Here is a 23,629-nt window from a genome sequence, read left to right as displayed (position 1 = left end):
ACTCGGCACATGCGATGCGCGACCGCGCATCTAGATCATGCCTAAATATTTTATGCCTAAAATATTAGCCCGCATGCCGGCGCCTGGCAAGCACAATCTCTGCGGCGGCGCAGCGGCGCCGCCGTCATCTCCGGCCGGGGCGCGGCATTCGCCGCCCCGCCCCGGCCAGCCCTGCCGTCCGCCTCAGCCCTGCATCGCCGCCTGCAACTGCGCCAGCGCGCTCGGGTCCTCGATGGTGGTGAGGTCGCCCGCGTCGCGCCCCTCGGCCACGGCCTGCATGGCGCGCCGCAGCAGCTTGCCGGAGCGGGTCTTGGGCAGCGCGCCCACGAAGAACACCCGCGCCGGGCGCGCCACCGCGCCAAGCTGCTGGTCCACGGTCTTCATCAGGTCGCCCTCGAAGGCCAGGCGGTCGGCCTGGGTGGCCGTGCGGCTGGCGTCGCGCGCGATCACGAAGGCCATCGCCACCTGGCCCTTGAGCGCGTCGTGCACGCCCACCACCGCCACCTCGGCCACCGCCGCGTGCGAGGAAATGCTCTCCTCGATCTCGCGCGTGCCGAGCCGGTGGCCGGCCACGTTGATGACGTCGTCGGTGCGCCCGAGGATGAAGATGTAGCCGTCCTCGTCCTGCACGCCCCAGTCGAACGTGGAATAACAGCGGCGCCCCGGCACGCCGGTCCAGTAGGTCTTGACGAAGCGCTCGTCGTCGCCCCACACGGTGGTCATGCAGCCCGGCGGCAGCGGGCCGTCGATGGCCACCACGCCCTTCTGCCCGGGCGGGCATTCGGCGCCGGTGTTCTCGTCGACGATCTTCAGGCCGTAGCCGTACACCGGCACGCCCGGCGAGCCCAGCTTGGGCGGCAGCGGCTCGACGCCGCGCTGGATGGCGATGATCGGCCAGCCGGTCTCGGTCTGCCAGTAGTTGTCCACCACCGGCTTCCCGATGCCCTGCTGGATCCAGCTCGCGGTGGGCTCGTCGAGCGGCTCGCCGGCCAGGAACAGCAGCCGCAGGCTGGACAGGTCGTAGCGCGTGAGCCAGGCCGGGTCCTGCTTCTTGAGCACGCGGATGGCGGTGGGCGCGCTGAACATCAGGTTCACGCGGTACTGCTCCACCAGTTGCCACAGGATGCCGCCGTCCGGGCGCACCGGCGTGCCCTCGTACATCAGCGTGGTCATGCCGGCCAGCAGCGGGCCGTAGATGATGTAGCTGTGCCCGACCACCCAGCCGATGTCCGAGCTGGAAAACATGGTGTCGCCGGCTTTGCCGCAGAAGATGTATTCCATCGACGCGGCCAGCGCCACGGCGTAGCCGCCGGTATCGCGCTGCACGCCCTTGGGCTTGCCGGTGGTGCCGGAGGTATAGAGCACATAGGACGGCTCGTTCGATTCCAGCCACGTGCACGGCACCCGCGCCGCGCCCACGCGTTCGCGCCAGGCGGCGTAGTCCTCGTCGCGGCCCGCGGCCAGCGTCATCGGCGCCAGCTGGCGGTCCACCAGCAGCACGCGTTCGGGCTTGTGCGCGGCCAGCTCCAGCGCCGCGTCCAGCAGCGGCTTGTAGGGCACCACCTTGCCCGCGCGCGAGCCGGCATCGGCGCTGATGACCACGCGCGGCCGCGCGTCGTCGATGCGCGCGGCCAGGCTGACCGAGGCGAAGCCGCCGAACACCACCGAATGGATCGCGCCGATGCGCACGCAGGCCAGCATGGCGAACGCGGCCTCGGGAATCATCGGCATGTAGATCAGCACGCGGTCGCCCTTGACCACGCCCATCTGCTGCAGGATCGCCGCCATGCGGTTGACCTCGTCGTGCAGTTCCGCGTAGCTGTAGCTGCGGTGCTCGCCGGTCTCGGTGGACACGTAGATCAGCGCCGGCTGGGCCGCGCGCTCCGCCAGGTGGCGGTCCACGGCGTTGTGGCAGAGATTGGTGCGCCCGCCCACGAACCAGCGGGTGAATGGCGCGCGGCTGTCGTCCAGCACGGTGTCGAACGGGGTCTCCCATTCGATGCGGCGGGCCTGTTCGGCCCAGAAACCGGCGGGATCGCTCAGCGACCGGGCGTGAAAGGCACGGGTTGCCGTCATGGCTTGTCTCCTCCGCTTTGTCGCGGGTTGTGTGATGTCTTGCCGGCGGGCTCGATCGACGAATTCGCGATGCAAAGCACTAGTTTGCCACCACCGGCGGCGCTTGCAGTCTGGCCATGCCGCCTTACGCAAGACTTACCGGCCGCCGCGCGGCAAACAAAAAGGGCGTGCCTGCGCGGCACGCCCTTGATATAGCGCAAATCCGGTGCGGGCCAGGCCCGCGCCCTCAGCGCGTGTGCGCCTTGCCCGAAGCCTTGGCCGGGCCCGCCGTCCGGGCGGCGGGCTTGGCGGCGGCGCCCTTGGCCGTCGCCACCGCTGCCACCGCCGGCGCGGCCTTGGCGGACGATGCCCGCGCCGGCGCCTTGGCCGCCACGGCCGCGCCCTTGCGCGGCACCGCCTGCACCTCCACGCGCTGGCGCGCGCCGCGGCCGCCCTTGCCGGGCGCCGACGCGCGCACCGGCTCGACCGCGCGCACCGGCACCAGCGCCGACGCGGTCGACGGCAGCGCCGGCGCGCTGGCGAAGCGGCTCGCCGCCGGCACCATCACCACCAGGCTCTGCCCCGCCACCAGCTTGGTGCCGGACAGCTTGTTCCAGGACTGCACCTGGCCCGCCGACACGCCATAGCGGCGCGCCACCGTGGCCACCGTGTCGCGCCGCCCGGCGCGCACCACGATGCGGCGCGCGTCGGGCACGTCCGGCTCCACCGCCATCATGGCGCTCTCGGCCAGCGTGGCGCTGATGTCCTGGTTGTGCTCGCCCGAGCGCGGCACCACCACCGTGGAGCCGGCCTTGAGCCGCATGCCCTTGGGAATGCGGTTGATGTCGCGGATGGTGTCGGCGTCGATGTTCAGCCGCGCCGCCAGCGACTCGATGCGCTCGCGGTTGTCCACCGTCACCGCGGTCCAGCTCGACAGCCCGCCCCGGTAGGTGTTGAGGTTGTACTGGAAGCGCTCGGCGTTGTCGAACGGCAGCAGGATCTGCGGGTTGGCCGCGCCCAGGATCACCGGCCGGTTGAACGACGGGTTGAGCGCCTTGAACTCGTCGAGCGGCAGGTTGGCCAGCTTGGCCGCCAGCGTGACGTCGATGTCGCGCGAGGTCGTCACCGTGACGAAGTACGGGTGGTCCGGGATGTCCGGCAGCTTGACCCCGTACGACTGCGGGTTGGCGATGATGTTCTTGACCGCCTGCAGCTTGGGCACGTAGTAGCGCGTCTCGTTGGGCATGCTCAGGCTGGCGTAGTCGGTCGGCAGCCCGCGCGCCTGGTTGCGCGCGATGGCGCGCGAGACCGCGCCCTCGCCCCAGTTGTAGGCGGCCAGCGCCAGTTGCCAGTCGCCGAACATGTCGTACAGCCGGGCGAGGTAGTCGAGCGCGGCGTCGGTGGAGGCCAGCACGTCGCGCCGCTCGTCGCGGAACATGTTCTGCTTGAGGTTGTAGGTCTTGCCGGTGCTCGGGATGAACTGCCACATGCCGGCGGCCTTGGCGGTGGACTCGGCCTGCGGGTTGAACGCGCTCTCCACGAACGGCAGCAGCGCCAGCTCGGTGGGCATCTTGCGCCGCTCCAGCTCCTCGACGATGTGATACAGGTAGCGGCTCGAGCGCCCCACCATCCGCTCCATGTAGTCCGGCCGCTGCGCGTACCACTGCGTGCGGTCGTCGACCAGCGTGCCTTCCAGGTCGGGCATGGCGAAGCCGCGGCGGATGCGGCCCCAGATGTCGTTCGACGGGCCGCGCAGCCAGTCGAGGCTGTCGCTGTCGACGTTGATGACGGAAGCGCTGTTGATCGAGTTGAGCGGATCGGGCTTCGAGACAGCCGGTCTGGTTGCGGAGGCGGTCGCGGTGCCGCCGTCGGCGGCTTCAGGCGGCGTTGGCGTGCTGGCGCACGCTGCTAGCAGCGTGGCACACGCAAATACCGCCAGTAATCGACCAATTTTCATTAAGTTCTCAAATCGTGACGCTAAAAATTTGCCTGATGCTAAAAAAATCCGGCTTTCGCGTCAATGAAATTCTCCCCGCCGCGGCGGCGGGCAGGCCGGCGCGGCGGGCAATGGATGCGGCGGGCGCAGGCCAGGCAAAGGCTGGCGGGCGCCGCGCGCAATCAGCGGAAATTGTCCTTCCAGCCGCGCAGCGCGCCGAAGGCCGCCGCGTCGTCGCCGGCGGGACCGCCCGCGTGGGCGGCCACCGCCCGGCGCACGCCGGGCTCGCGCGAGCGCAGGAACGGATTGACCTCGCGCTCCTGCGCCACCGTGGTCGGCACGGTCGGCGTGCCGGCCGCGCGCAGCGCCTCCACGCGCGCCTCCCACGCCGCCAGCGCGGCATTGTCCGGCTCCACCGCGCGGGCAAAGCGGACGTTGCTGCGAGTGTACTCGTGCGCGCAGTAGACGCGCGTGCCTCCAGGCAGCGCGGCCAGCTTGTCGAGCGAGGCCAGCATCTGCGCCGGCGTGCCCTCGAACAGGCGCCCGCAGCCGCTGGCGAACAGCGTATCGCCGCAGAACACCGCGCGGCCCGCGCCCGGCAGGTCGGCCACGTAGGCGACGTGGCCGGCGGTGTGGCCCGGCACGTCCAGCACGCGCAACCGCATGGCGGGATGGGCCACGTCTACCGTATCGCCCTCGCGCACGGCCACGGTACGCCCGCCGATGCGCTCGCCGGCCGGCCCGATCACCGGCAGCGGCGCGCCGTCCGGCGCCGCCGGGTGTGCCGCCAGCAGCTCCGCCACGCCGCCCTGGTGATCGCCGTGGTGGTGGGTGATTACAATAGCGCCCAGGGCCAGCCCGTGGCGCGCCAGGTAAGCCTCCACCGGCGCAGCCTCGCCCGGGTCCACCACGGCGGCGCAGTGACCGTCGTGGATCGCCCAGATATAGTTATCCTGGAATGCGGGAATCGGCTCCACCTTCAACATGCGTGCTCCTATGTCCAAGCGTCCGATTATAAGTTGGGAAGACTGGCTTGCCTCGCCACCCGGGCAGTACATGCTGCAATGGGAGCAGACCCAGTACGACCGGACCGTCACGGACATCTTCGGCTACCACGCCGTGCAGCTCGGCCTGCCCCACATCGACACCCTGCGCGAGAACCGCATGCCGTTCTCCGCACTCGCGCTGGCGCCCGGCAGCGGCCCCCACGGCCCGCGCGCCCAGGCCGACGCGCGCCAGTTGCTGTGCCGCTTCGACGAACTGCCGTTCGAGACGCAAAGCATCGATCTCGTCACCCTGCCGCACGTGCTGGAATTCTCCGAAGACCCGCACGAAGTGCTGCGCGAGGTCTCCCGCGTGCTCATGCCCGAAGGCCGCGTGGTCGTCACCTGCTTCAACCCGATGAGCCTGTGGGGGGCGCGCCAGGGCCTCAAGCGGCTCGGCGCCGACCCCTTCCTGCCGCACGACAGCCAGTCGATCGGCTTCGTGCGCATCAAGGACTGGCTCAAGCTGCTCGGATTCGATATCATCCGCGGCCGCTTCGGCTGCTATTGTCCGCCCTATCGCACCGAGCGCTGGCTGCAGCGCGCCGCCTTCATGGAAAAGGCCGGCGACCGCTGGTGGCCGATCTTCGGCTCCGTCTACATGATCTCGGCGGTCAAGCGCGTGCGCAACATCCGCCTGGTCGGCCCCGCGTGGAAGACCAAGCCCGCGCTGTCGCCGGTCGCCGCGCCGGTGGCCACGCCCACCGGCACCCACGGCAAGTCGCCCGGCGACGAGCACTGAACGCCACCGACTCTTTACCGAACAACCCGGCGGGCGCCGCCACAGGCCGCCCGCCCCAGCAGCGAACTCCATGTCAAGCAACGAAATCGAAGACGTCATCATCTACTCGGACGGCGCCTGCAAGGGCAATCCCGGCCGCGGCGGCTGGGGCGCCGTGCTGGTCGCCGGCAGCAACGAAAAGGAACTGTTCGGCGGCGAGCACAACACCACCAACAACCGCATGGAGATGACCGCCGTCATCGAAGCGCTGCGCGCGCTCAAGCGGCCCTGCCGCGTGGCGGTCTACACCGACTCGCAATACGTGCAGAAAGGCATCGGCGAATGGCTGCCCGGCTGGAAGGCGCGCGGCTGGAAGACCGCCGACAAGAAGCCGGTCAAGAACGCCGACCTCTGGCAGGAAATGGACAAGCTCGCCCAGGGCCACGACATCTCCTGGCACTGGGTGCGCGGCCACAACGGCCACCCCGGCAACGAACGCGCCGACGCCCTCGCCAACCGCGGCGTGGCCTCGCTCAAGCAACAGTAACCCACGCGGCGGCGGCCGGCCGCCGCGCCCCACCGGTTAGAATGTCCGCCATGCGACAGATCGTACTCGACACCGAAACCACCGGCCTCAACGCCGCCGGCGGCGACCGCCTGATTGAAATCGGCTGCGTGGAGCTGCTCAACCGCCGCCTCACGGGCCGCCACCTGCACTTCTACGTCCACCCCGAGCGCGACATCGACGAAGGCGCGATCGCCGTGCACGGCATCACGCTCGAATTCCTGGCCGACAAGCCCAAGTTCGCCGAGGTCGCCCTCGAGATCCGCGACTTCATCCAGGACGCCGAGCTGATCATCCACAACGCGCCGTTCGACCTTGGCTTCCTCGACATGGAATTCAAGCTGGTCGGCCTGCCGCCGTTCCGCGAACACGCCGGCAGCGTGATCGACACCCTGCGCGAAGCCCGCCAGATGTTCCCCGGCAAGCGCAACTCGCTCGACGCGCTGTGCGACCGCCTCGGCGTCAGCAACGCGCACCGCACGCTGCACGGCGCACTGCTCGACGCGGAACTGCTGGCCGAGGTCTACCTCGCCATGACGCGCGGCCAGAACTCGCTGGTGATCGACATGCTCGAAGGCGGCGGCGAGGTCGGCGGCGCGGTGGCCGCCGCCGACCTCTCCCGCCTGGCCCTGCCCGTGCTGATGGCCAGCGACGAGGAAATCGAAGCCCATCTCGGCGTGCTCAAGCAGCTCGACAAGGCCAGCGGCGGCAAGGTGGTATGGAAGGAACCGCCGCCCGAAACCGATGCCGCCCAGGCCGCGTAGACCGGCATGGGGCGCTCCGCGCAAGGGCAGCGGCAGCCCCGTGGATGTGCCGCACCACTTTTTTGAAGAAATTTCCAAGAAAGGGCTTTACAAGATACAGAGGTGCCGGCATAATTTCGTTTCTCTGCAGCACGGCAGCAACAACGCAGCAGCAGGGGTGGTTAGCTCAGCGGTAGAGCACTGCCTTCACACGGCAGGGGTCACAGGTTCAATCCCTGTACCACCCACCAGAATTCGGTGAAGAACGAAGGACTTGAGGCGACAGCCCAAGTCCTTTTTTCTTTGGTGCGTCTCCGGTGCGCCGCGCGCATGCGCAAGTCAATGGCCCGCGGCATTGCCGCGCCGCCGCCCGCCTGTCTTTCCAGAAATCCCCCACCCCCGGTTCAGATTTTTCCGCCTGAATCCGCCCGCCACCTGCCGTAAATCTGGAACCGTCGCGCCGAAGGCGCATGCATGACGACGATCCGGAATGAAAAAAACATCTCGATGGATGCTCGCGGCCAGATGGCTGCTGACGCTGCTCCTCGGCTTTATCAGCCTCCTGATGATCGCCGAGCTTTGGGGCAGCGCCTTTCCGCCGGACCAGGCCGGCGGCGTGCTCGGCCCGGTGAGCGCGCTCCACGCCCACCGCTCGCGCGAGCATTATTTCGCCGCCTGCGCGATCATCCTGGCCGCGGCCTTGTCGGCGCTGTGGGCGCTGTGGGCCACGCGGCGCGACCTGTGGCTGCGCTGCCTGGCCGGCGCGCCCGTCCTGACGATCTGGATACTGTCGTTCCTCAACAGCCTGGACTGAACGCGCATGCCGGCCAGCAACGCCACCTCGTCAACGCTGCCCGAAGCTCGCATCGATGAACAGGTCCTTGTACTCGCGCGGCTGCGAGCGCCAGTACTGCTTGGGCGCGTGCACCTGCGCGCCGAGCTTGGCGGCGGCATGCCACGGCCAGCGCGGGTCGTAGAGCATGGCGCGCGCCAGCGACACGGCGTCGGCCTCGCCGTTGGCGATGATGGCTTCGGCCTGCTCGGGTTCGGTGATCAGGCCCACGGCGATGGTGGGCAGGCCCACTTCGGCCTTGACCCGCTGGGCGTAGGGCACCTGGTAGCCCGGCCCGAGCTTGATGGCCTGCGCCGGCGAGACGCCGCCGGTGGTGACGTGGATGGCCGCGCAGCCGCGCGCCTTGAGCACCTTGGACAGCGCCACCGTGCCTTCGATGTCCCAGCCGCCCGGCACCCAGTCGGTGGCGGAGATGCGCGCCCACACGGGCTTGTCGGCCGGGAACGCGGCGCGCACCGCGTCGAACACTTCGACCGGGAAGCGCATGCGGTTTTCGAGGCTGCCGCCGTATTCGTCGTCGCGCTTGTTGGCCAGCGGCGAGAGGAACTGGTGCAGCAGGTAGCCGTGCGCGGCGTGGATCTCGATGCCGTCGAGGCCCAGGCGCGCGGCGCGCTTCGCCGCGGCGACGAAGTCGTCGCGGACCTTGTCCATGCCGGCGCGGTCGAGCGCGTGCGGCGGGTCCTCGCCTTCGGCGTGCGGCACGGCGGAGGGCGCCACCGTCTTCCAGCCGCGCGGCTGGTCGGGGCGGATCTGCAGGCCGCCGTCCCACGGCGCGTGGCTGGAGGCCTTGCGCCCGGCGTGGGCGAGCTGGATGGCGATGGCGATCGGCGCGTGCGCGCGGGCGGCGGCGAGCACCTTGCCCAGCGCGGCTTCGTTGGCGTCCGAGTAGAGGCCGAGGTCCTGCGGCGTGATGCGCCCTTCCGGCGAGACCGCGGAGGCCTCGATGATCAGCAGCCCCGCGCCGGAGATGGCGAGCTGGCCGAGGTGGATCATGTGCCAGTCGCCGGCGGAGCCGTCCTCGGCCGAGTACTGGCACATGGGCGCGATGGTGATGCGGTTTTCAAGCCGCAGGTTGCCGATGGAGAGCGGCTGGAAGAGTTGACTCATGGGATGGGGTCCTTGTGGTCTGGGGCATGCACGGTGCTCGCGTGCGGGAATGCCGACCATTCTAGGACGCCTGCGCGTTTCGCGCCGGACGCGGCAACGGGTCTTGCCGCAACGGGTCCTGCCGCTATTGCGGGCGCTGCCCGCCGTCCGCGGCCGGCAGCGGCGGCAGCCCCAGCAGGCCGAGCGTCGGGCTGACCGCGCCTTCGAGCAGCGCGCGCCGCGGCTCGATCCGCGCCAGCACGCGCAGGCCCAGCTGCACGGCCAGCAGGTGCGTGGCGGCGGCTTCGGGCGGCAGCACCGGCGGGATCTCGCCGCTGCCCTGCCCCGCCGCCATGCAGCGCCGGAAGAACGCGCGCATCTGGTCCAGCTCGGCGACGATGGCGGCCTGCAGGTCCTCGTCGTCGGTCGTCGATTCCACCGCGGCGTTGACCAGCATGCAGCCGCGATGCTGCTGATCCGAGAGCGAGCGCTCGATCACCTCGGACATGAAGGCCGTGATGGCCGCGCCCGGCGGCAGCACGGATTCGACGCGGCGCATGCGCTCGTGCAGCGTGCGGGTGAGGTAGTGGTCCAGCGCGCGCCGGTAGAGGCCGCGCTTGTCGCCGAAGGCGTTGTAGATGCTGGGTTGCGTCAGGCCCGTGAGCCGGACCAGGTCGCGCATGGAGGTGGCTTCGAAGCCGCGGGCCCAGAAAGCGTCTCCCGCGGCTTCCAGCACCTGCCGTTCATCGAATTCGCGGGGTCGCGCCATGAGGGTTCCTTGCCGTTTGCGTCGTCTGCTGCATCCGCCCCAAGAAATGGTCGTTTCCCGGCAGCCGGTACGGATCGATTATATATCGGACGATACACAACGCAAGCGCGGGGCCGGCGCGGCCCGGGCAAGCGCTCAGGCCGTGTGCGCGGCGCCTGCCTGACGGCTGCGCTCGCCCGCGGTGACATGATCGATGGCGTCGAGCACTTCCGCGACTTCCGGCACCACGCCTTTCGCGCCCACGGAGACGGACTGGCCCGGCGTATTGATGCCGAAATGCTGGCTGTCCGTCACCGTGAACAGCATCACCGAGGGCTTGCCGAGCGCGTCGGCGAGGTGGACGAAGCCGGTATCGGTGCCGACCACCAGCGCGGCGGCGTCGACGCGCTGCGCGCATTCGGTGATGGTCATGCGCGGCAGCACTTCCGCGCCCGGGATCTCCGCGGCCAGCGCCTCGGATTCCGCGCGCTCGGCCGGCGAGCCCCACGGCAACTGGATCTTGTAGCCGCGCGCCGTCAGCTCCCTGCCGACCGCGATCCAGCGCTGCGCCGGCCATTTCTTGGCTTCGACCGAGGTGGCGTGGAACAGCATCGCGCGCGGCTGGCCGTCGGCGTTGAGCGGCGTGGCCGGCGCCGGCACGCGCAGGGCGTAGTGCTCGGCCGGCTCGATCGGGTAGCCGAGCGCGTTGGCCACCACCATGCGCATCTTGTAGCGGGCCGTGGCGTCGCCGTGCGGCCCGAAGATCTGGGTGTAGGCGAACACGGCGCGCGCCTCGCCGAGATACTCGGCGGCGTAGCCGAGCCGGCGACCCGAGCGCGCCAGCCACGCCACGATGGCGCTCTTGTAGACGCCATGCACGTCCACCACCACGTCGTACTTTTCCCGGCGCAGTTGCCACAGCGCGCCGATGATGGCGCGCAGGTCGGCCCAGCTGCGCGACTTCTTGAAACCCCGCAGCGGCGGCGCGATCACGCGGTCCACGCCCACCGCCCAGCGCGGGATGTCCGCGCAGGAGGCGTCCGCCACCCAGTCGATCTTGGCCTCGGGATAGGCGCGGCGCAGGTCGGACACCAACGGCAACGTGTGGACCATGTCACCCAGCGAGGTGATCTTGATGACGAGAATGCGTTTCATGGGGCGGTCGGAATGGCTGAGGAATGGGGCCGGAGGGGCGCCGGCGAGGCCGTAGTATGCACCAGCCCGCCCCGCCGGCGCACCTCCGCCGCCCGCAGGCGCTTCAGTCCCAGGCCGCCGGGCCGGCCACCACGGTGGCGAAGCGGTCGTGCAGCGCGGCCAGCGCCGCGCGGTGGACCTCGGCCGCCGCCAGCGGCGCGCCGCCGAGCGGATCGGGCAGGTCGCGCGTGGCGCAGGCCGCGGCGACCACGGTGCTGCGATAGCCGTGGTCGAGCGCCGAGCGCACCGTGGCGCTGATGCACATATGGGTCTGGAAGCCGCCCACGATCAGCTCCTTGCGGCCAAGCTGCGCGAGCAGCGCGGCCAGCGTGGTGCCGGCGAAGCTGTTGGGCAGCCCCTTGGCCACGGTGTGCTCGCCGTCGCGCGCGTCGAGGCCTTCGATCAGCGCGGCATAAGGGCCTTCCGGGTCGAACGCGCCGCCGCTGCCGGCGCGGCCGTGATGCACCACGTGCACCACCGGGCTGCCGTGGCGGCGCGCGAGCGCCAGCAGTTCGGCGCAGGCCGCGACGGCGGCGGGCATGCCGGCCAGCGGCAGCTTGCCGTCCACGTATTCGCGCTGGTGGTCGACCAGCACCAGCGTAGCTGCCTGCCAGGCCGAAGGGGCGCGGCTGGCGCCGGCGAGGTCGAGCAGGGTGAAGGGTGCGGGCATGGTGGCTCCTTTTGATGTGGCCGCGCCGGCTGTCCGGTCGCGATGGGGTCCGGGCGGCTTGCCGGTACCGCCGGGATGGTCGGTGTGCAGGCGATGATAGGGCGCGCTATGCTGTCCGGCAATTCTCAATCCGCTCACATCCGCCGTGCAAAAACGTTCACTGCATTGGGACGACCTGCTGACCTTGTCCACGCTGATCCGCACCGGCAACTACTCGGCCTGCGCGCGCGAGCTGGGCGTGACGCACGCCACCGCGATCCGCCGCGTGCGGCGGCTGGAAAGCGCGCTCGGCAAGCCGGTGGCCACGCGCACCGACGGCGCCTTCGCGCTCTCGGCCGCGGGCCGCGCGGCGCTGGCGGCGGCGCAGCAGATGGAGCATTCGGCCGAGCGCCTGCTGCGCGCGGTGGAGGACGCCGGCGCCGGCGTCTCGGGGGTGGTCGGCATTGCCTGCACGGCGGCGCTCGGCAGCCATTTCCTCACGCCGCGGCTGGCGGCGCTGTACCGCGCGCATCCGCAGCTCGAAGTCCGGCTGGAGACCGACAACCGCGTGGCCAGCCTGGCGCGGCGGCGCGCGCACATCGCGGTGCGGCTGGCGCGCCCGCAGGAGAGCGACGTGATCGCGCAGCGCGCGGGCAGCATGGGCTACGGCCTCTATGCGCCGGCGCGGCAGCCGGGCAGCGGACCGTGGCCGGAGGAAGCCCTGGCGGCGGCGCCGCTGTGCGGCCTGCTCGACGAAGGGCTGGCGCTGCCGGAATCGGAATGGACGCGCCGCGCCGGCGCGCGCGCCGGCTTCCAGTCCAACAACATGCTGGCCGTGCACGAGGCGGTCTGCGGCGGGCTCGGCATCGGGCTGCTGCCGCACCATCTGGCGCGCGGCGACGCGCGGCTGGAACTGGTGCGCGACGTGCCCGAAGTGGTCAGGGAAATCTGGCTGGCCTATCCGCGCGAGTTCCGCGGCGCGTCGCGCTTCCGGCCGGTGATCGACTGGCTGGCGCGCGCGCTCGCGGAATGTCCGTGAGCGCCACGCCGGCGCGCCACGCACGACGCCCGCCGGGTGGCGGGCATCGGTGCTGTGCAAGGCCGGGCTTCAGGCCGGCACGGGTTCGGCCACGGGGCCCGACACCGCCACCGTCAGCAGGTCGGCCGCGGCCTTGATCCGCTGCGGCGCGCCGAACAGCCGCGCCACCACCAGCCCGTTCTGCAAGGCGCCGAGCACGGCCTGCGCCATCGTCTGCGGCGCCAGCGCCGCGGGCTTGTGCTGCGCGGCCTGCACGCTTTCCAGCAGGCGCGTGAGCCACGTCTCGTTCACGCGGTAGAACTCCTTGAGCACGCGGTGCACCGGCTCGGGCAGCAGCAGCGCCTCGGTCGACAGCATGCCGACCAGGCAGATGCGGTCCCCGCCCGCCGAATCGAGCCACGGCTGGAGGAATTCGCGGGCCTGGTCCTCGGGCGGCAGGCCGGTGTCGATATGGCGCACGTGGTCGCAGATGCGGGCGCTGTACTCCGTCACCGCCGCCTGCACGAGGTCTTCCTTGGTCGGGAAGTAGTAATGGATGCTGGACGTCTTGACGCCCACGCGCTCGGCCAGGTCGCGATAGCTGAAACCATTGAAACCCCGCTGCCGGACCAGCACCAGGGTGTGCTCGAGCAGTTGTTCGCGTACGGATAGGGTTTTCATCTGGCATTTGTCCGCTGTTGGGCGGACCCTCTCGACTGTCAAAGCCAATCACGCAGCGAAAGATCGCGGATGGCGGCCCCTCGCTGCGCCCTTCCCCGCCCCGGGTCGCGGGAGCGGGGAACCGTCATGCCGCTCAGGCGTTGGCGCCTTCGGTGAAGACGTCGAACTTGCCGGTGCGGGCGCCGTCGGTGAAGGCGTCGCGGTTGCCGCTGCGGGCCGGGGTTGCCGACACGCCGCTGCGGTCCAGGCCGGCCACCAGCGCGCCATCGGTGAACGGGTCAGCCTTGCCGGTGCGCGCGCCATCGGTGTACGCATCACGGTTGCCGATGCGGGCGCCGTCGGTAAAGGCATCGCGGTTGCCACTGCGAGCCGGCGTCGCCGACACACCGCTGCGGTCGAGGCCGGCTACCAGCGCACCATCGGTGAACGGGTCAGCCTTGCCGGTGCGCGCGCCATCGGTGTACGCATCACGGTTGCCGATGCGGGCACCGTCGGTAAAGGCATCGCGGTTGCCGCTGCGCGCCGGGGTTGCCGACACGCCGCTGCGGTCCAGGCCCGCGACCAGCGCGCCGTCGGTGAACGGGTCGGCCTTGCCGGTGCGGGCGCCATCGGTGTACGCATCACGGTTGCCGGTGCGGGCGCCGTCGGTGTAGCCATCGCGGTTGCTGATGCGCGCGCCGTCGGTGTAGGCGTCGCGGGCATCGGTGCGGAACACGTAGCCGTACTTGTCGCCGGCGAAGCTGCTGTCCTTGGGGCCCGAGGCTTGTGCCTGGCCGGCCACGAAGGCGGCAGCGAGGGTGGCGGCGGTGATGACGGTCTTGGCGATGAGCTTGGCGTTCATGATCTTCTCCATTTCACATTGAGGATCCGCGCTGGGGCGGAATCGAATCGGTAAGGCGCGCTGGAGTCCGGCGTTTTTCTTGCTGTTATCTACTAGTAGATAGATGACTTGGGCAAAAAAAACGGGGAGTCCCCGGGTACTGCGCTGGATCCTCTTTCCTGCTTCAGCGTTCTGGCTGGGGCGGAGCAGCGGCTTCCATGACCCGAATATTATCTACTGGTAGATAGATAGTCAAGGAATTTTCCGAAAAATCGTTGAGGAGGTCTGGATGTCGGTATTGGTGCACTCGATGGAGGTGCCAGCTGTGCTGGCGCCGGGATCGCAGGAAACAATCGAGAAACAGTTGCGTTCGGGCTGCCGATGAAGCCGGCTTGCTGCCTGTGGTCTCCTCTCTCCCACAAGTGGGAGAGAGGAGCAAACCCCCGGGCAACGCGGGAATGGGCTGCGCGGCGGGACGTGCCCGGCAATCGGGTACGAGACACGCCCTGCACGCGCTCAGCGCACCCTACCCTCCTTCCAGGCCTGCAGCAGCTTGTCGTAGGCGATGGTCTCGCCCTTCGGCTTTTCGTTGGCCAGCTTCTTCCACGGCGCGTGGTCGTCCGACAGCCACTTGGCCGGATCGCTCTTGGCGTTCAACTTGGGCGCGCAGTTGCTCATGCCGGCGCGCTGCAGCCGCGCCATGACCTGGTCCATTTCCTCGGCGAGGTTGTCCATCGCGGACTGCGGTGTCTTCTCGCCGGTCACGGCGGTGGCCACGTTCTTCCACCAGAGCTGGGCCAGCTTCGGGTAATCCGGCACGTTGGTGCCGGTCGGCGTCCAGGCCACGCGGGCCGGGCTGCGGTAGAACTCGATCAGGCCGCCGTACTGCGCCGCGTTCTTGGTCAGGTATTCGTGGTGGATGTCGCTGTCGCGGATGAAGGTCAGGCCGGTGAGCGACTTCTTCAGCGAGACCGTCTTCGAGGTCACGAACTGCGCGTACAGCCACGCCGCCGCGAGCCGGTTGGGATCGGTGTTCTTGAAGAAGGTCCACGAGCCCACGTCCTGGTAGCCGTTCTGCATGCCCTGTTTCCAGTACGGGCCGTAGGGCGACGGCGCCATGCGCCACTTGGGCGTGCCGTCGGCGTTGACCACCGGCAGGCCCTTCTTGGTCATGTCGGCGGTAAAGGCCGTGTACCAGAAGATCTGCTGCGCCACCTGCCCCTGCGCCGGCACCGGCCCGGCCTCGGAGAAGGTCATGCCCATCGCCTGCGGCGGCGCGTACTTCTTCATCCAGTCGATGTACTTGGTGAGCGCGTAGACCGCGGCCGGGCTGTTGGTGGCGCCGCCGCGCGACACCGAGGCGCCTTCGGGCGTGCACTTGTCCGCGCCCACGCGGATGCCCCATTCGTCCACCGGCATGCCGTTGGGCAGGCCCTTGTCGGCGGCGCCGGCCATCGACAGCCACGCATCGGTGAAGCGCCAGCCCAGCGACGGGTCCTTCTTGCCGTAGTCCATGTGGCCGTAGACCTTCTTGCCGTCGAGCTCCTTGACGTCGTTGGAGAAGAAGCTGGCGATGTCCTCGTAGGCCGACCAGTTGGTGGGCACGCCGAGGTCGTAGCCGTACTTGGCCTTGAACTTGTCCTGCAGGTCCTTGCGCGCGAACCAGTCGGCGCGGAACCAGTACAGGTTGGCGAACTGCTGGTCGGGCAGCTGGTAGAGCTTGCCGTCGGGCGCGGTGGTGAACTTGGTGCCGATGAAGTCCTTCACGTCTAGGCCGGGATTGGTCCATTCCTTGCCGGCGCCAGCCATGTAGTCGGTCAGCGGCAGGATGGCGCCGTAGCGGTAGTGCGTGCCGATCAGGTCGGAGTCGGAGATCCAGCCGTCGTAGATGGACTTGCCGGACTGCATCGAGGTCTGCAGCTTCTCCACCACGTCGCCTTCCTGGATGATGTCGTGGTTGACCTTGATGCCGGTGATTTCCTCGAAGGCCTTGGCCAGCGTCTTGGATTCGTACTCGTGGGTGGTGATGGTCTCCGAGACCACGTTGACCTGCGTGATGCCCTTGGCCTTGAGCTTGGCCGCGGCGTCGATGAACCACTTCATTTCGGCGAGCTGCTTGTCCTTGGACAGCGACGACGGCTGGAACTCGCCGTCGACCCACTTCTTCGCCTCGGCCTCGCCTGCCCATGCGGCGTGGCCGCAGGCCAGCGCAGCCGCGCAGGCCAGGGCCGTCATGCCCAGTTTCACGTGCACCTTCATGAACGTCTCCTCGAGAATCCCCCTCCCTGCTCTTTGTCTGGGCTGCGGCCCGGGAAGGTACAGGCCGCCATGCCCATCGACGAGATTGCCGTCGCTTTATGCTTTCTCAGCCCTTGCGCATCACCAGGGCCAGCACCAGCATCGACGCCACGAAGCTGATCCAGATCGAGGGTTCCTCGGCCAGCGAGAACCACGCCATCATCTTCTCGCCCAGCCCCACCCACGCCAGGTTGATCCACGCGGCGCACATCAGGCCGATGAACAGGCGGTCGCCGCGCGTGGTGGCGATCGGCAGGAAACCCTTGCGCTCGAGCGTGGGCGCGCGCGTCTCCCACACGGTCATGCCGATCAGCATCAGCACCACGCAGACGAAGAACACGGCCACCGGGGTGGTCCACACCATCCAGCTCAGCATTGCCTCTCCTTGGAGGTCGTTTCAAAATGAAGCGAAGCGGTCCTGGCCAGGCGCGCGGCCGCGGGCAGTACAACCGGTACGACAAGGCCGCGCAACGACGCCAGGATCTTTTTGAAACGACGTCTTAAACGCGCCCCATCGCGAAACCCTTCGCGATGTAGTGCCGCACGAACCAGATCACGATGCCGCCCGGCACGATGGTCAGCACGCCCGCCGCGGCCAGCACGCCCCAGTCCATGCCCGAGGCCGACACCGTGCGCGTCATGGTGGCGACGATGGGCTTGGCGTTGACCGAGGTCAGCGTGCGCGCCAGCAGCAGCTCCACCCAGCTGAACATGAAGCAGAAGAACGCCGCCACGCCGACGCCCGCCTTGATCAGCGGCAGGAAGATGGTCAGGAAGAAGCGCGGGAACGAATAGCCGTCCACGTACGCGGTCTCGTCGATCTCGCGCGGCACGCCGGACATGAAGCCTTCCAGGATCCACACCGCCAGCGGCACGTTGAACACCAGGTGCGCGAGCGCCACGCCCAGGTGCGTGTCCATCAGGCCGATGGTGGTGTAGAGCTGGAAGAACGGCAGCAGGAACACCGCCGGCGGCGTCATGCGGTTGGTCAGCAGCCAGAAGAACACGTGCTTGTCGCCGATGAAGCGGTAGCGCGAGAACGCATAGGCCGCGGGCAGCGCCACCGTGATCGAGATCACGGTGTTCATGGCCACGTAGATCATCGAGTTGACATAGCCGGAGTACCACGACGCATCGGTGAAGATGGTCTTGTAGTGGTCCAGCGTGAAGTCGTTCGGCCACAGCGACAGCGTGGAGACGATCTCCTCGTTGGACTTGAACGACATGTTCAGCATCCAGTAGATCGGCAGCACGGCGAACACCAGATAGGCCACGAGGAAGATGGCGCGGCCATAGGCCGCGCGCCGCTGGGCGTCACGCATGGGGCATGTCCTCGCTGCCGGCGCTACCGGCGGTACCCGCGCGCTGCATCCAGTTGTAGAGGACGAAGCACATGAGCAGGATGATGAGGAAATAGACGATCGAGAACGCCGCCGCCGGGCCCAGGTCGAACTGGCCCACGGCCTTCTGCGTCAGGTACTGCGACAGGAAGGTGGTGGCGTTGCCGGGCCCGCCGCCGGTCAGCACGAACGGCTCGGTGTAGATCATGAAGCTGTCCATGAAGCGCAGCAGCACCGCGATCATCAGCACGCCGCGCAGCTTGGGCAGCTGGATGTAGCGGAACACCGCCAGGCGCGAGGCGCCGTCGATCTGCGCGGCCTGGTAGTAGGCGTCGGGAATCGCGCGCAGGCCGGCGTAGCACAGCAGCGCCACCAGCGGCGTCCAGTGCCACACGTCCATCACCAGCACCGTGACCCAGGCGTCGACCGCGCTGCCGGTATAGTTGTAGTCGAAGCCCAGTCCGGCGAGCGCGGCGCCGAGCAGGCCGATGTCGGTGCGCCCGAAGATCTGCCAGATGGTGCCCACCACGTTCCACGGGATCAGCAGCGACAGCGCGATCACCACCAGCACCGCCGAGGCCTTCCACCCCTTCGCCGGCATCGACAGCGCCAGCAGGATGCCCAGCGGGATCTCCACCGCCAGCACCGCGAGCGAAAAGCCGAGCTGGCGCAGCAGCGCGTCGTGCAGCTCGCCGTCGCGCAGCACGGTGCGGAACCACTCGGTGCCGACGAACACGCGCCGCTCGGGCGAGATGATGTCCTGCACCGAGTAGTTGACGATGGTCATCAGCGGCAGGATGGCGGAGAACGCCACGCACAGCACCACCGGGATCACCAGCAGCCAGGCCTTCTGGTTGACGGGCTTCAGCGTGCTCATGCCACCAGCTCCTCGTTGACGTAATAACAGGTATGGCGGTTGAACACCGACAGCCACACGGTCTGGCCCGGCGCCAGCCCGGCGGCCTCGTTGCCGAGCCGCGCGCGCACCAGCGCGGGCGCGCCGCCGGCGTCCTGCACGGTGGCCGTGACCAGCCAGTAGGTGCCGATGTCCTGCGCGCGCTCCACGCGCGCCGGCAGCGCCTGCGGATCGTTGCCGGCGGCCAGCCGCAGGTATTCCGGGCGCACCCCCACCTTGAAGCCGCCGGCGGCCCCCAGCGCGACGGCCGCCGGCGCGGCCAGCTCGGGCATGTAGCGCCGCCCGGCGATCTCGATGGCGCCGTCGCGCCACTGCGCGTCCAGGAAATTCATGCCGGGCGAGCCGATGAAGTTGCCGACGAAGGTATGCGCGGGCCGCTCGAACAGCGCGTCCGCCGAGCCCACCTGCACCGCCTTGCCGCGCGACATCACCAGCACCTGCTCGGCGAAGGTGAGCGCCTCGGTCTGGTCGTGCGTGACGTAGATCAGCGTGAGGCGGAACTCGTGGTGGATCTCCTTGAGCTTGCGCCGCAGCTGCCATTTGAGGTGCGGGTCGATCACCGTGAGCGGCTCGTCGAACAGGATCGCCGAGACGTCCTGCCGCACCAGCCCGCGGCCCAGCGAGATCTTCTGCTTGGCGTCGGCGGCCAGCCCGCTGGCGCGCCGGTCCAGCGACGCGGACAGGTCCAGCATCTCGGCCACGCGGCCCACGCGCTGCCTGACCTGGGCCGGCGCCACGCCGCGGTTGCGCAGCGGGAAGGCGAGGTTCTCGCCCACCGTCATGGTGTCGTAGATCACCGGGAACTGGAACACCTGGGCGATGTTGCGCGCCTGCGGCGTGGCCGCGGTCACGTCGCGCCCGTCGAACGCGATGGTGCCGTGCGACGGCCGCAGCAGGCCGGAGATGCAGTTGAGCAGCGTGGTCTTGCCGCAGCCGGACGGCCCCAGCAGCGCGTACGCGCCGCCGTCCTCGAAGGTGAACTTCAGCGGCAGCAGCGCGTAGTCTTCGTCGGACTGCGGGTCCGGGCGGTAGGAATGGGACAGGTCGAGGTCGATGCGCGCCATGTCAGGCTCCCCGCCCCGCGGCCAGCGGCGCCGCCGCGCGCTGCGGCCGCGCCGGCGCATGGATGCGCTTGCCGGCCGCGTCGAACAGATACAGTTGCGCCGGGTCGAGCTGCAGCGTGAGCGGTGCGCCCAGCTGCAGGTCGACCACGCCCGGGAACTGCGCCACCAGGTTGCCGACCGGCGAGTCCATGTGCACGAAGGTGTCCGAGCCAGACAGCTCGGCCAGCGCCACCGTGCCCGCCACCGGCACCATGCCGGACGCGGCGTCCAGGCGCAGCGCGCCGGCGCGCACGCCCACCGTCACCGGGCCGGCGTGGGCCGCGGCCGCCGGCAGCGGCACGGCGATGCCGCCCGGCAGGGTCACGATCCCGCCGCGCAGGTCGCCGGCCATCAGGTTCATCGGCGGATCGCTGAACGCGCGCGCCACGCGCAGTGAGTCGGGATAGTGGAAGACGTCCGGCGTGGGGCCGTATTGCAGCAGCTCGCCCGCGTCCAGCACGGCGGTGTGGCCGCCCAGCAGCAGCGCCTCGCCGGGCTCGGTGGTGGCGTAGATCACGGTGGCGTCGCCATGCGCGAACAGTTGCGTGAGCTCCTCGCGCAGTTCCTCGCGCAGCTTGTAGTCCAGGTTCACCAGCGGCTCGTCGAGCAGCATCAGCGGCGCGCCCTTGGCCAGCGCGCGCGCCAGCGCCACGCGCTGCTGCTGCCCGCCCGACAGCTCGGCCGGCAGGCGATCGAGCAGGTGGTCGATGTGCAGCCGCGCCGCCAGCGCCCGCACCTGGGCGCCGATGTCCTTCGCGCGGCGCAGCCTGAGCGGCGAGGCGATATTGTCGAAGACGCTCAGCGAGGGATAGTTGATGAACTGCTGGTAGACCATCGACACGTTGCGCTCGCGCACCGGCACGCCGGTCACGTCCGCGCCGTCCACCTCCACGCGCCCGGCGCTGGGCCGGTCCAGCCCCGCCATGACCCGCATCAGCGAGGTCTTGCCGGCCTGCGTGGCGCCCAGCAGGATGGTCACGGCGCCCGGCACGGGCGCCAGCGACATGGGATACAGATACGCCTGCGAACCTGCGTGCTGGGCGATGCCTTCCAATCTGAGCTGCATCGGGTCTCCGGATTCGTATGCTCACCGCATCACATGAACAGCGATGATGCGGACGCACAAACTTTTGCTTTCCGCTCGTTTTAGTGCAAAAACGAACATAAAACAATCATGCACCGCATCATTTGTTTTCGTTTGTGTTTGAACTAGAATGCCGGCATGACCTTGAATCCACGCCAGACCGCCCTGCTCGAAGAGGTACGCAGCCAGGGCTTCGCCTCCATCGACGAACTCGCCCGCAAGTTCGGCGTGACCCTGCAGACGGTCCGCCGCGACGTCAACCTGCTGGCCGGCAACGGCATGCTGGCGCGCTTTCACGGCGGCGTGCGGGTGGAGGGGTCGACCGTGGAGAACATCGCCTACCGGCAGCGGCAGGTGCTCAACGCCGAGGGCAAGGCGCGCATCGCGCGCGCGGTGGCCGGCGCGGTGCCGGAGGGCTGCTCGCTGATCCTGAACATCGGCACCACGGTGGAGGAAATCGCGCGCGAGCTGATCCACCACCGCGGCCTGCGCGTGATCACCAACAACCTGAACGTGGCCAGCATCCTGGCCGACAACCCCGACTGCGAGGTCATCGTGGCCGGCGGCGTGCTGCGCTCGCGCGACCGCGGCATCGTGGGCGAGGCCACGGTGGAGTTCATCCGCCAGTTCAAGGTGGACATCGGCCTGATCGGCATCTCGGGCATCGAGGCCGACGGCACGCTGCGCGACTACGATTTCCGCGAAGTGAAGGTGGCGCGGACCATCATCGAGCATTCGCGCGAGATCTGGCTGGCGGCCGACGCCAGCAAGTTCAACCGCCAGGCGATGGTGGAGCTGGCGCACCTGTCGGAGATCGACCGGCTGTTTACCGACGAGCCGCTCAAGCCGCCGTTCGGGCAGATGCTGGAAGACAGCGGAGTGAGCTGTGTGGTCGCCCGGGACTGAACGCGGCGGCCTGCGGCGCGCGCGCCATGCGCGCGGGCCGGGCGCGGAACGCGCCGGCCATGCGCGAGCGGGCTTACTTGAAGACGATGGTCTTGTGGCCGTTGATGAGGATGCGGTGCTCGGCGTGCCATTTGACCGCGCGCGCCAGCGCCACGCACTCCACGTCGCGGCCCACCGCGGTGAGCTGCTCGGGAGCCATGCTGTGGTCCACGCGCTCGATCTCCTGCTCGATGATCGGGCCTTCGTCGAGGTCCGCCGTGACGTAGTGCGCGGTGGCGCCGATCAGCTTCACGCCGCGGTCGTGCGCCTGGTAGTACGGCTTGGCGCCCTTGAAGCTGGGCAGGAACGAATGGTGGATGTTGATGGCGCGCCCGGCCAGCTTGCGGCACAGGTCGTCGCTGAGCACCTGCATGTAGCGCGCCAGCACCACCAGGTCGATGTTCTGCTCGCGCACCACCTCGAACACCTTGGCTTCCTGCGCGGCCTTCTGCTCGGCGGAGCTGTTCATCAGCGGCAGGTGGAAGAACGGGATGTCGTAGGACGCGGCGAGCTGGTAGAAGTCGCGGTGGTTCGACACGATGGCGGCGATCTCCACCGGCAGGCCGCTGGCCTTGGCGCGGAACAGCAGGTCGTTGAGGCAATGGCCGATCTTCGACACCATGATCATCACGCGCGGCTTGACGCTGGCGTCGAACAATTCCCACTGCATGCCGAACTGGTCGCCAATCGGGGCGAACGCGGCCTTGAGCGCGGCCAGGTCGGGACCGCCCGCGCTCGGCGTGAAATGCACGCGCATGAAGAAGCGGCCGGTGAATTCATCGCCGAACTGGTCGGAGTCGACGATGTTGCAGCCGTGCTGGAACAGCAGGCCCGAGACGGCATGGACGATGCCCGGCTGGTCCGGGCAGGAAATGGTGAGAATGAATCCGGTATTGCTCATCGTGTGTGGTTCTGTCGAGTGCGCGCCGATCATGCGCTGCGGGTGCCGGCCTCGCCCGCGGCGGGGCTCCAGCCGCGCCGCGCGAGCGTATCCAGCGTCACCAGCGTCGCGTCGACGGTCATGGCGCCATCCGCCATGATAGCAAGCAATGCCTCGGGCTCGATACGGCGGTGCTCGGCCACCTCGCCGTCGCGGTTGTGCGGCGTGAAGTCCGCCGGCAGCGGCAGGTCGTACACGTACACCGCCTCCCACTGCACGCCTTCGGGGATTTCGCGCAGCACCTCGATCACGCCGTGCGCCTCGGCGCGGCGCGCCAGCGCGGGCGGGATGCCGGACTCCTCGTCGCACTCGCGCACCAGCGTGGCGAGCGGATCGCTGCCGGCGGGCATGCCGCCGGCCACCAGGTTGTCCCACATGCCGGGGTCGACCGCCTTGGCGGCGCTGCGCCGCGAGATCCACAACGCGCGCTCGCCGGCGATCACGCCGTTCATGTGCGAGGCGAAGGTCAGCAGGCCGAGGAAACGCGCCGCGGCGCGCTCGATCACCGCGAACGCGGGCGCCTCCAGCGCCGGCGTGACCGCGAACAGCTCGTCGCGCCAGCCGCGCACGTGGCCGGCCTCCGCCAGCCAGCGCGCCAGCGTGGCCAGCGCCTCGCTGCGCGCGGCGGGCTCCGCGCGGCCCGGGAGCAGCGCCACCGTGCCGGCCACCTCATTGGCCAGCACCGCGGGCACCGCATCCTGCGCGCGCAGGATGCGCGCATGCGCGCGCGGCAGCCAGCCGACCTGCCGGCCGTCCACGGTCAGCTTGAAGTGGGCCCCGGCGTCGAAGCGGCTGCGCGCCGCCAGCGACGCGGCGATGCGGGAGAGAAACGAAGTATCGGACATGAATATTGCGGGCCGCCACGATGGCGCGCCCGTCGCATGGCATCCA

At 69.3% G+C, this 23,629-nt stretch carries 23 protein-coding genes and 1 tRNA gene; 7 read left to right on the top strand and 17 right to left on the bottom strand.

Annotation, left to right across the window (positions count from 1 at the left end; all coding sequences use genetic code 11):
- Positions 1 to 183: 183 nt before the first annotated feature.
- The 3 genes from KF708C_RS22250 to gloB all read right to left on the bottom strand — a co-directional run bounded on the left by KF708C_RS22250 (position 184) and on the right by gloB (position 4,977).
- Entirely contained in the window at positions 184 to 2,112 is a 1,929-nt protein-coding gene (locus tag KF708C_RS22250; RefSeq protein WP_269432173.1) for a propionate--CoA ligase, read from the bottom strand.
- Positions 2,113 to 2,302: 190 nt separating this feature from the next.
- Positions 2,303 to 4,012, bottom strand: coding sequence for a transglycosylase SLT domain-containing protein (locus KF708C_RS22245; protein ID WP_020206643.1), 1,710 nt, complete (start codon positions 4,010 to 4,012; stop codon positions 2,303 to 2,305).
- 161 nt (positions 4,013 to 4,173) lie between these two features.
- A complete protein-coding gene (gloB, locus tag KF708C_RS22240; RefSeq protein ID WP_059413320.1) occupies positions 4,174 to 4,977 on the bottom strand; it encodes a hydroxyacylglutathione hydrolase in 804 nt (267 codons plus the stop codon).
- 10 nt (positions 4,978 to 4,987) lie between these two features.
- Here gloB and KF708C_RS22235 point away from each other — a divergent pair, with 10 nt between their 5' ends.
- The 5 genes from KF708C_RS22235 to KF708C_RS22215 all read left to right on the top strand — a co-directional run bounded on the left by KF708C_RS22235 (position 4,988) and on the right by KF708C_RS22215 (position 7,877).
- Positions 4,988 to 5,776, top strand: coding sequence for a class I SAM-dependent methyltransferase (locus KF708C_RS22235; protein ID WP_029044380.1), 789 nt, complete (start codon positions 4,988 to 4,990; stop codon positions 5,774 to 5,776).
- A gap of 85 nt (positions 5,777 to 5,861) precedes the next feature.
- Positions 5,862 to 6,302 carry a ribonuclease HI gene (rnhA, locus tag KF708C_RS22230; RefSeq protein ID WP_029044381.1) on the top strand — a complete coding sequence of 147 codons (441 nt, stop codon included), beginning with the start codon at positions 5,862 to 5,864 and terminating at the stop codon, positions 6,300 to 6,302.
- Positions 6,303 to 6,352: 50 nt separating this feature from the next.
- Positions 6,353 to 7,084, top strand: coding sequence for a DNA polymerase III subunit epsilon (dnaQ, locus tag KF708C_RS22225; RefSeq protein WP_059413417.1), 732 nt, complete (start codon positions 6,353 to 6,355; stop codon positions 7,082 to 7,084).
- Positions 7,085 to 7,239: 155 nt separating this feature from the next.
- Positions 7,240 to 7,314, top strand: a tRNA-Val gene (locus tag KF708C_RS22220).
- Between the two features lie 239 nt (positions 7,315 to 7,553).
- Positions 7,554 to 7,877: a hypothetical protein gene (locus tag KF708C_RS22215; RefSeq protein ID WP_156173917.1), complete on the top strand. Its 324-nt coding sequence runs from the start codon at positions 7,554 to 7,556 to the stop codon at positions 7,875 to 7,877.
- A 30-nt stretch (positions 7,878 to 7,907) separates the two neighbouring features.
- Here KF708C_RS22215 and KF708C_RS22210 read toward each other — a convergent pair whose 3' ends face one another.
- The 4 genes from KF708C_RS22210 to KF708C_RS22195 form a co-directional block, all read right to left on the bottom strand.
- The gene (locus KF708C_RS22210) at positions 7,908 to 9,023 is read right to left on the bottom strand and encodes an NADH:flavin oxidoreductase/NADH oxidase (protein ID WP_020206649.1); all 1,116 of its coding nucleotides are present in this window, start codon (positions 9,021 to 9,023) and stop codon (positions 7,908 to 7,910) included.
- Positions 9,024 to 9,147: 124 nt separating this feature from the next.
- Positions 9,148 to 9,771 (bottom strand): TetR/AcrR family transcriptional regulator, encoded by a 624-nt coding sequence (locus KF708C_RS22205; RefSeq protein ID WP_059413318.1) that lies wholly within the window; start codon positions 9,769 to 9,771, stop codon positions 9,148 to 9,150.
- 135 nt (positions 9,772 to 9,906) lie between these two features.
- The gene (waaC, locus tag KF708C_RS22200) at positions 9,907 to 10,905 is read right to left on the bottom strand and encodes a lipopolysaccharide heptosyltransferase I (RefSeq protein WP_059413317.1); all 999 of its coding nucleotides are present in this window, start codon (positions 10,903 to 10,905) and stop codon (positions 9,907 to 9,909) included.
- A gap of 103 nt (positions 10,906 to 11,008) precedes the next feature.
- Complete coding sequence (locus KF708C_RS22195; protein ID WP_059413316.1) at positions 11,009 to 11,614, bottom strand: cysteine hydrolase family protein; 606 nt, start codon at positions 11,612 to 11,614, stop codon at positions 11,009 to 11,011.
- A 145-nt stretch (positions 11,615 to 11,759) separates the two neighbouring features.
- Between KF708C_RS22195 and KF708C_RS22190 the strand changes: the two genes are divergently transcribed.
- Positions 11,760 to 12,632, top strand: a complete 873-nt coding sequence (locus KF708C_RS22190; protein WP_059413315.1) for a LysR family transcriptional regulator — start codon at positions 11,760 to 11,762, stop codon at positions 12,630 to 12,632.
- 69 nt (positions 12,633 to 12,701) lie between these two features.
- Here KF708C_RS22190 and KF708C_RS22185 read toward each other — a convergent pair whose 3' ends face one another.
- The 8 genes from KF708C_RS22185 to KF708C_RS22150 all read right to left on the bottom strand — a co-directional run bounded on the left by KF708C_RS22185 (position 12,702) and on the right by KF708C_RS22150 (position 20,835).
- On the bottom strand, positions 12,702 to 13,292 hold the full coding sequence (locus KF708C_RS22185) for a TetR/AcrR family transcriptional regulator (RefSeq protein WP_020206654.1): 591 nt from the start codon (positions 13,290 to 13,292) through the stop codon (positions 12,702 to 12,704).
- A 133-nt stretch (positions 13,293 to 13,425) separates the two neighbouring features.
- Positions 13,426 to 14,133 (bottom strand): hypothetical protein, encoded by a 708-nt coding sequence (locus KF708C_RS22180; protein WP_059413416.1) that lies wholly within the window; start codon positions 14,131 to 14,133, stop codon positions 13,426 to 13,428.
- A gap of 495 nt (positions 14,134 to 14,628) precedes the next feature.
- A complete protein-coding gene (locus tag KF708C_RS22175) occupies positions 14,629 to 16,359 on the bottom strand; it encodes an ABC transporter substrate-binding protein (RefSeq protein ID WP_043366115.1) in 1,731 nt (576 codons plus the stop codon).
- A 118-nt stretch (positions 16,360 to 16,477) separates the two neighbouring features.
- Positions 16,478 to 16,786, bottom strand: coding sequence for a DUF2160 domain-containing protein (locus KF708C_RS22170; RefSeq protein ID WP_020202337.1), 309 nt, complete (start codon positions 16,784 to 16,786; stop codon positions 16,478 to 16,480).
- Between the two features lie 124 nt (positions 16,787 to 16,910).
- Entirely contained in the window at positions 16,911 to 17,732 is an 822-nt protein-coding gene (locus KF708C_RS22165; RefSeq protein WP_020202336.1) for a carbohydrate ABC transporter permease, read from the bottom strand.
- Positions 17,725 to 18,618, bottom strand: coding sequence for a carbohydrate ABC transporter permease (locus tag KF708C_RS22160; RefSeq protein ID WP_029043452.1), 894 nt, complete (start codon positions 18,616 to 18,618; stop codon positions 17,725 to 17,727). Before KF708C_RS22160 ends, KF708C_RS22165 begins: the two co-directional genes overlap by 8 nt.
- A gap of 5 nt (positions 18,619 to 18,623) precedes the next feature.
- A complete protein-coding gene (locus KF708C_RS22155; RefSeq protein ID WP_059413415.1) occupies positions 18,624 to 19,730 on the bottom strand; it encodes an ABC transporter ATP-binding protein in 1,107 nt (368 codons plus the stop codon).
- 1 nt (position 19,731) lies between these two features.
- Entirely contained in the window at positions 19,732 to 20,835 is a 1,104-nt protein-coding gene (locus KF708C_RS22150; protein ID WP_059413314.1) for an ABC transporter ATP-binding protein, read from the bottom strand.
- A gap of 156 nt (positions 20,836 to 20,991) precedes the next feature.
- Between KF708C_RS22150 and KF708C_RS22145 the strand changes: the two genes are divergently transcribed.
- Positions 20,992 to 21,759 (top strand): DeoR/GlpR family DNA-binding transcription regulator, encoded by a 768-nt coding sequence (locus KF708C_RS22145; RefSeq protein ID WP_020202332.1) that lies wholly within the window; start codon positions 20,992 to 20,994, stop codon positions 21,757 to 21,759.
- Between the two features lie 73 nt (positions 21,760 to 21,832).
- On the opposite strand, the gene purU is transcribed toward KF708C_RS22145, so the two are convergent.
- Positions 21,833 to 22,699: a formyltetrahydrofolate deformylase gene (gene purU, locus KF708C_RS22140; protein ID WP_020202331.1), complete on the bottom strand. Its 867-nt coding sequence runs from the start codon at positions 22,697 to 22,699 to the stop codon at positions 21,833 to 21,835.
- A 29-nt stretch (positions 22,700 to 22,728) separates the two neighbouring features.
- Complete coding sequence (locus KF708C_RS22135) at positions 22,729 to 23,583, bottom strand: NUDIX hydrolase (protein ID WP_020202330.1); 855 nt, start codon at positions 23,581 to 23,583, stop codon at positions 22,729 to 22,731.
- Positions 23,584 to 23,629: the final 46 nt, after the last annotated feature.

The sequence above is a fragment of the Cupriavidus basilensis genome, from assembly GCF_000876015.1.
Taxonomy (GTDB): Bacteria; Pseudomonadota; Gammaproteobacteria; order Burkholderiales; family Burkholderiaceae; genus Cupriavidus; species Cupriavidus basilensis_B.
Note: the sequence above shows the minus strand (reverse complement) of the source record. Positions and strands in the feature narration are given on the sequence as shown.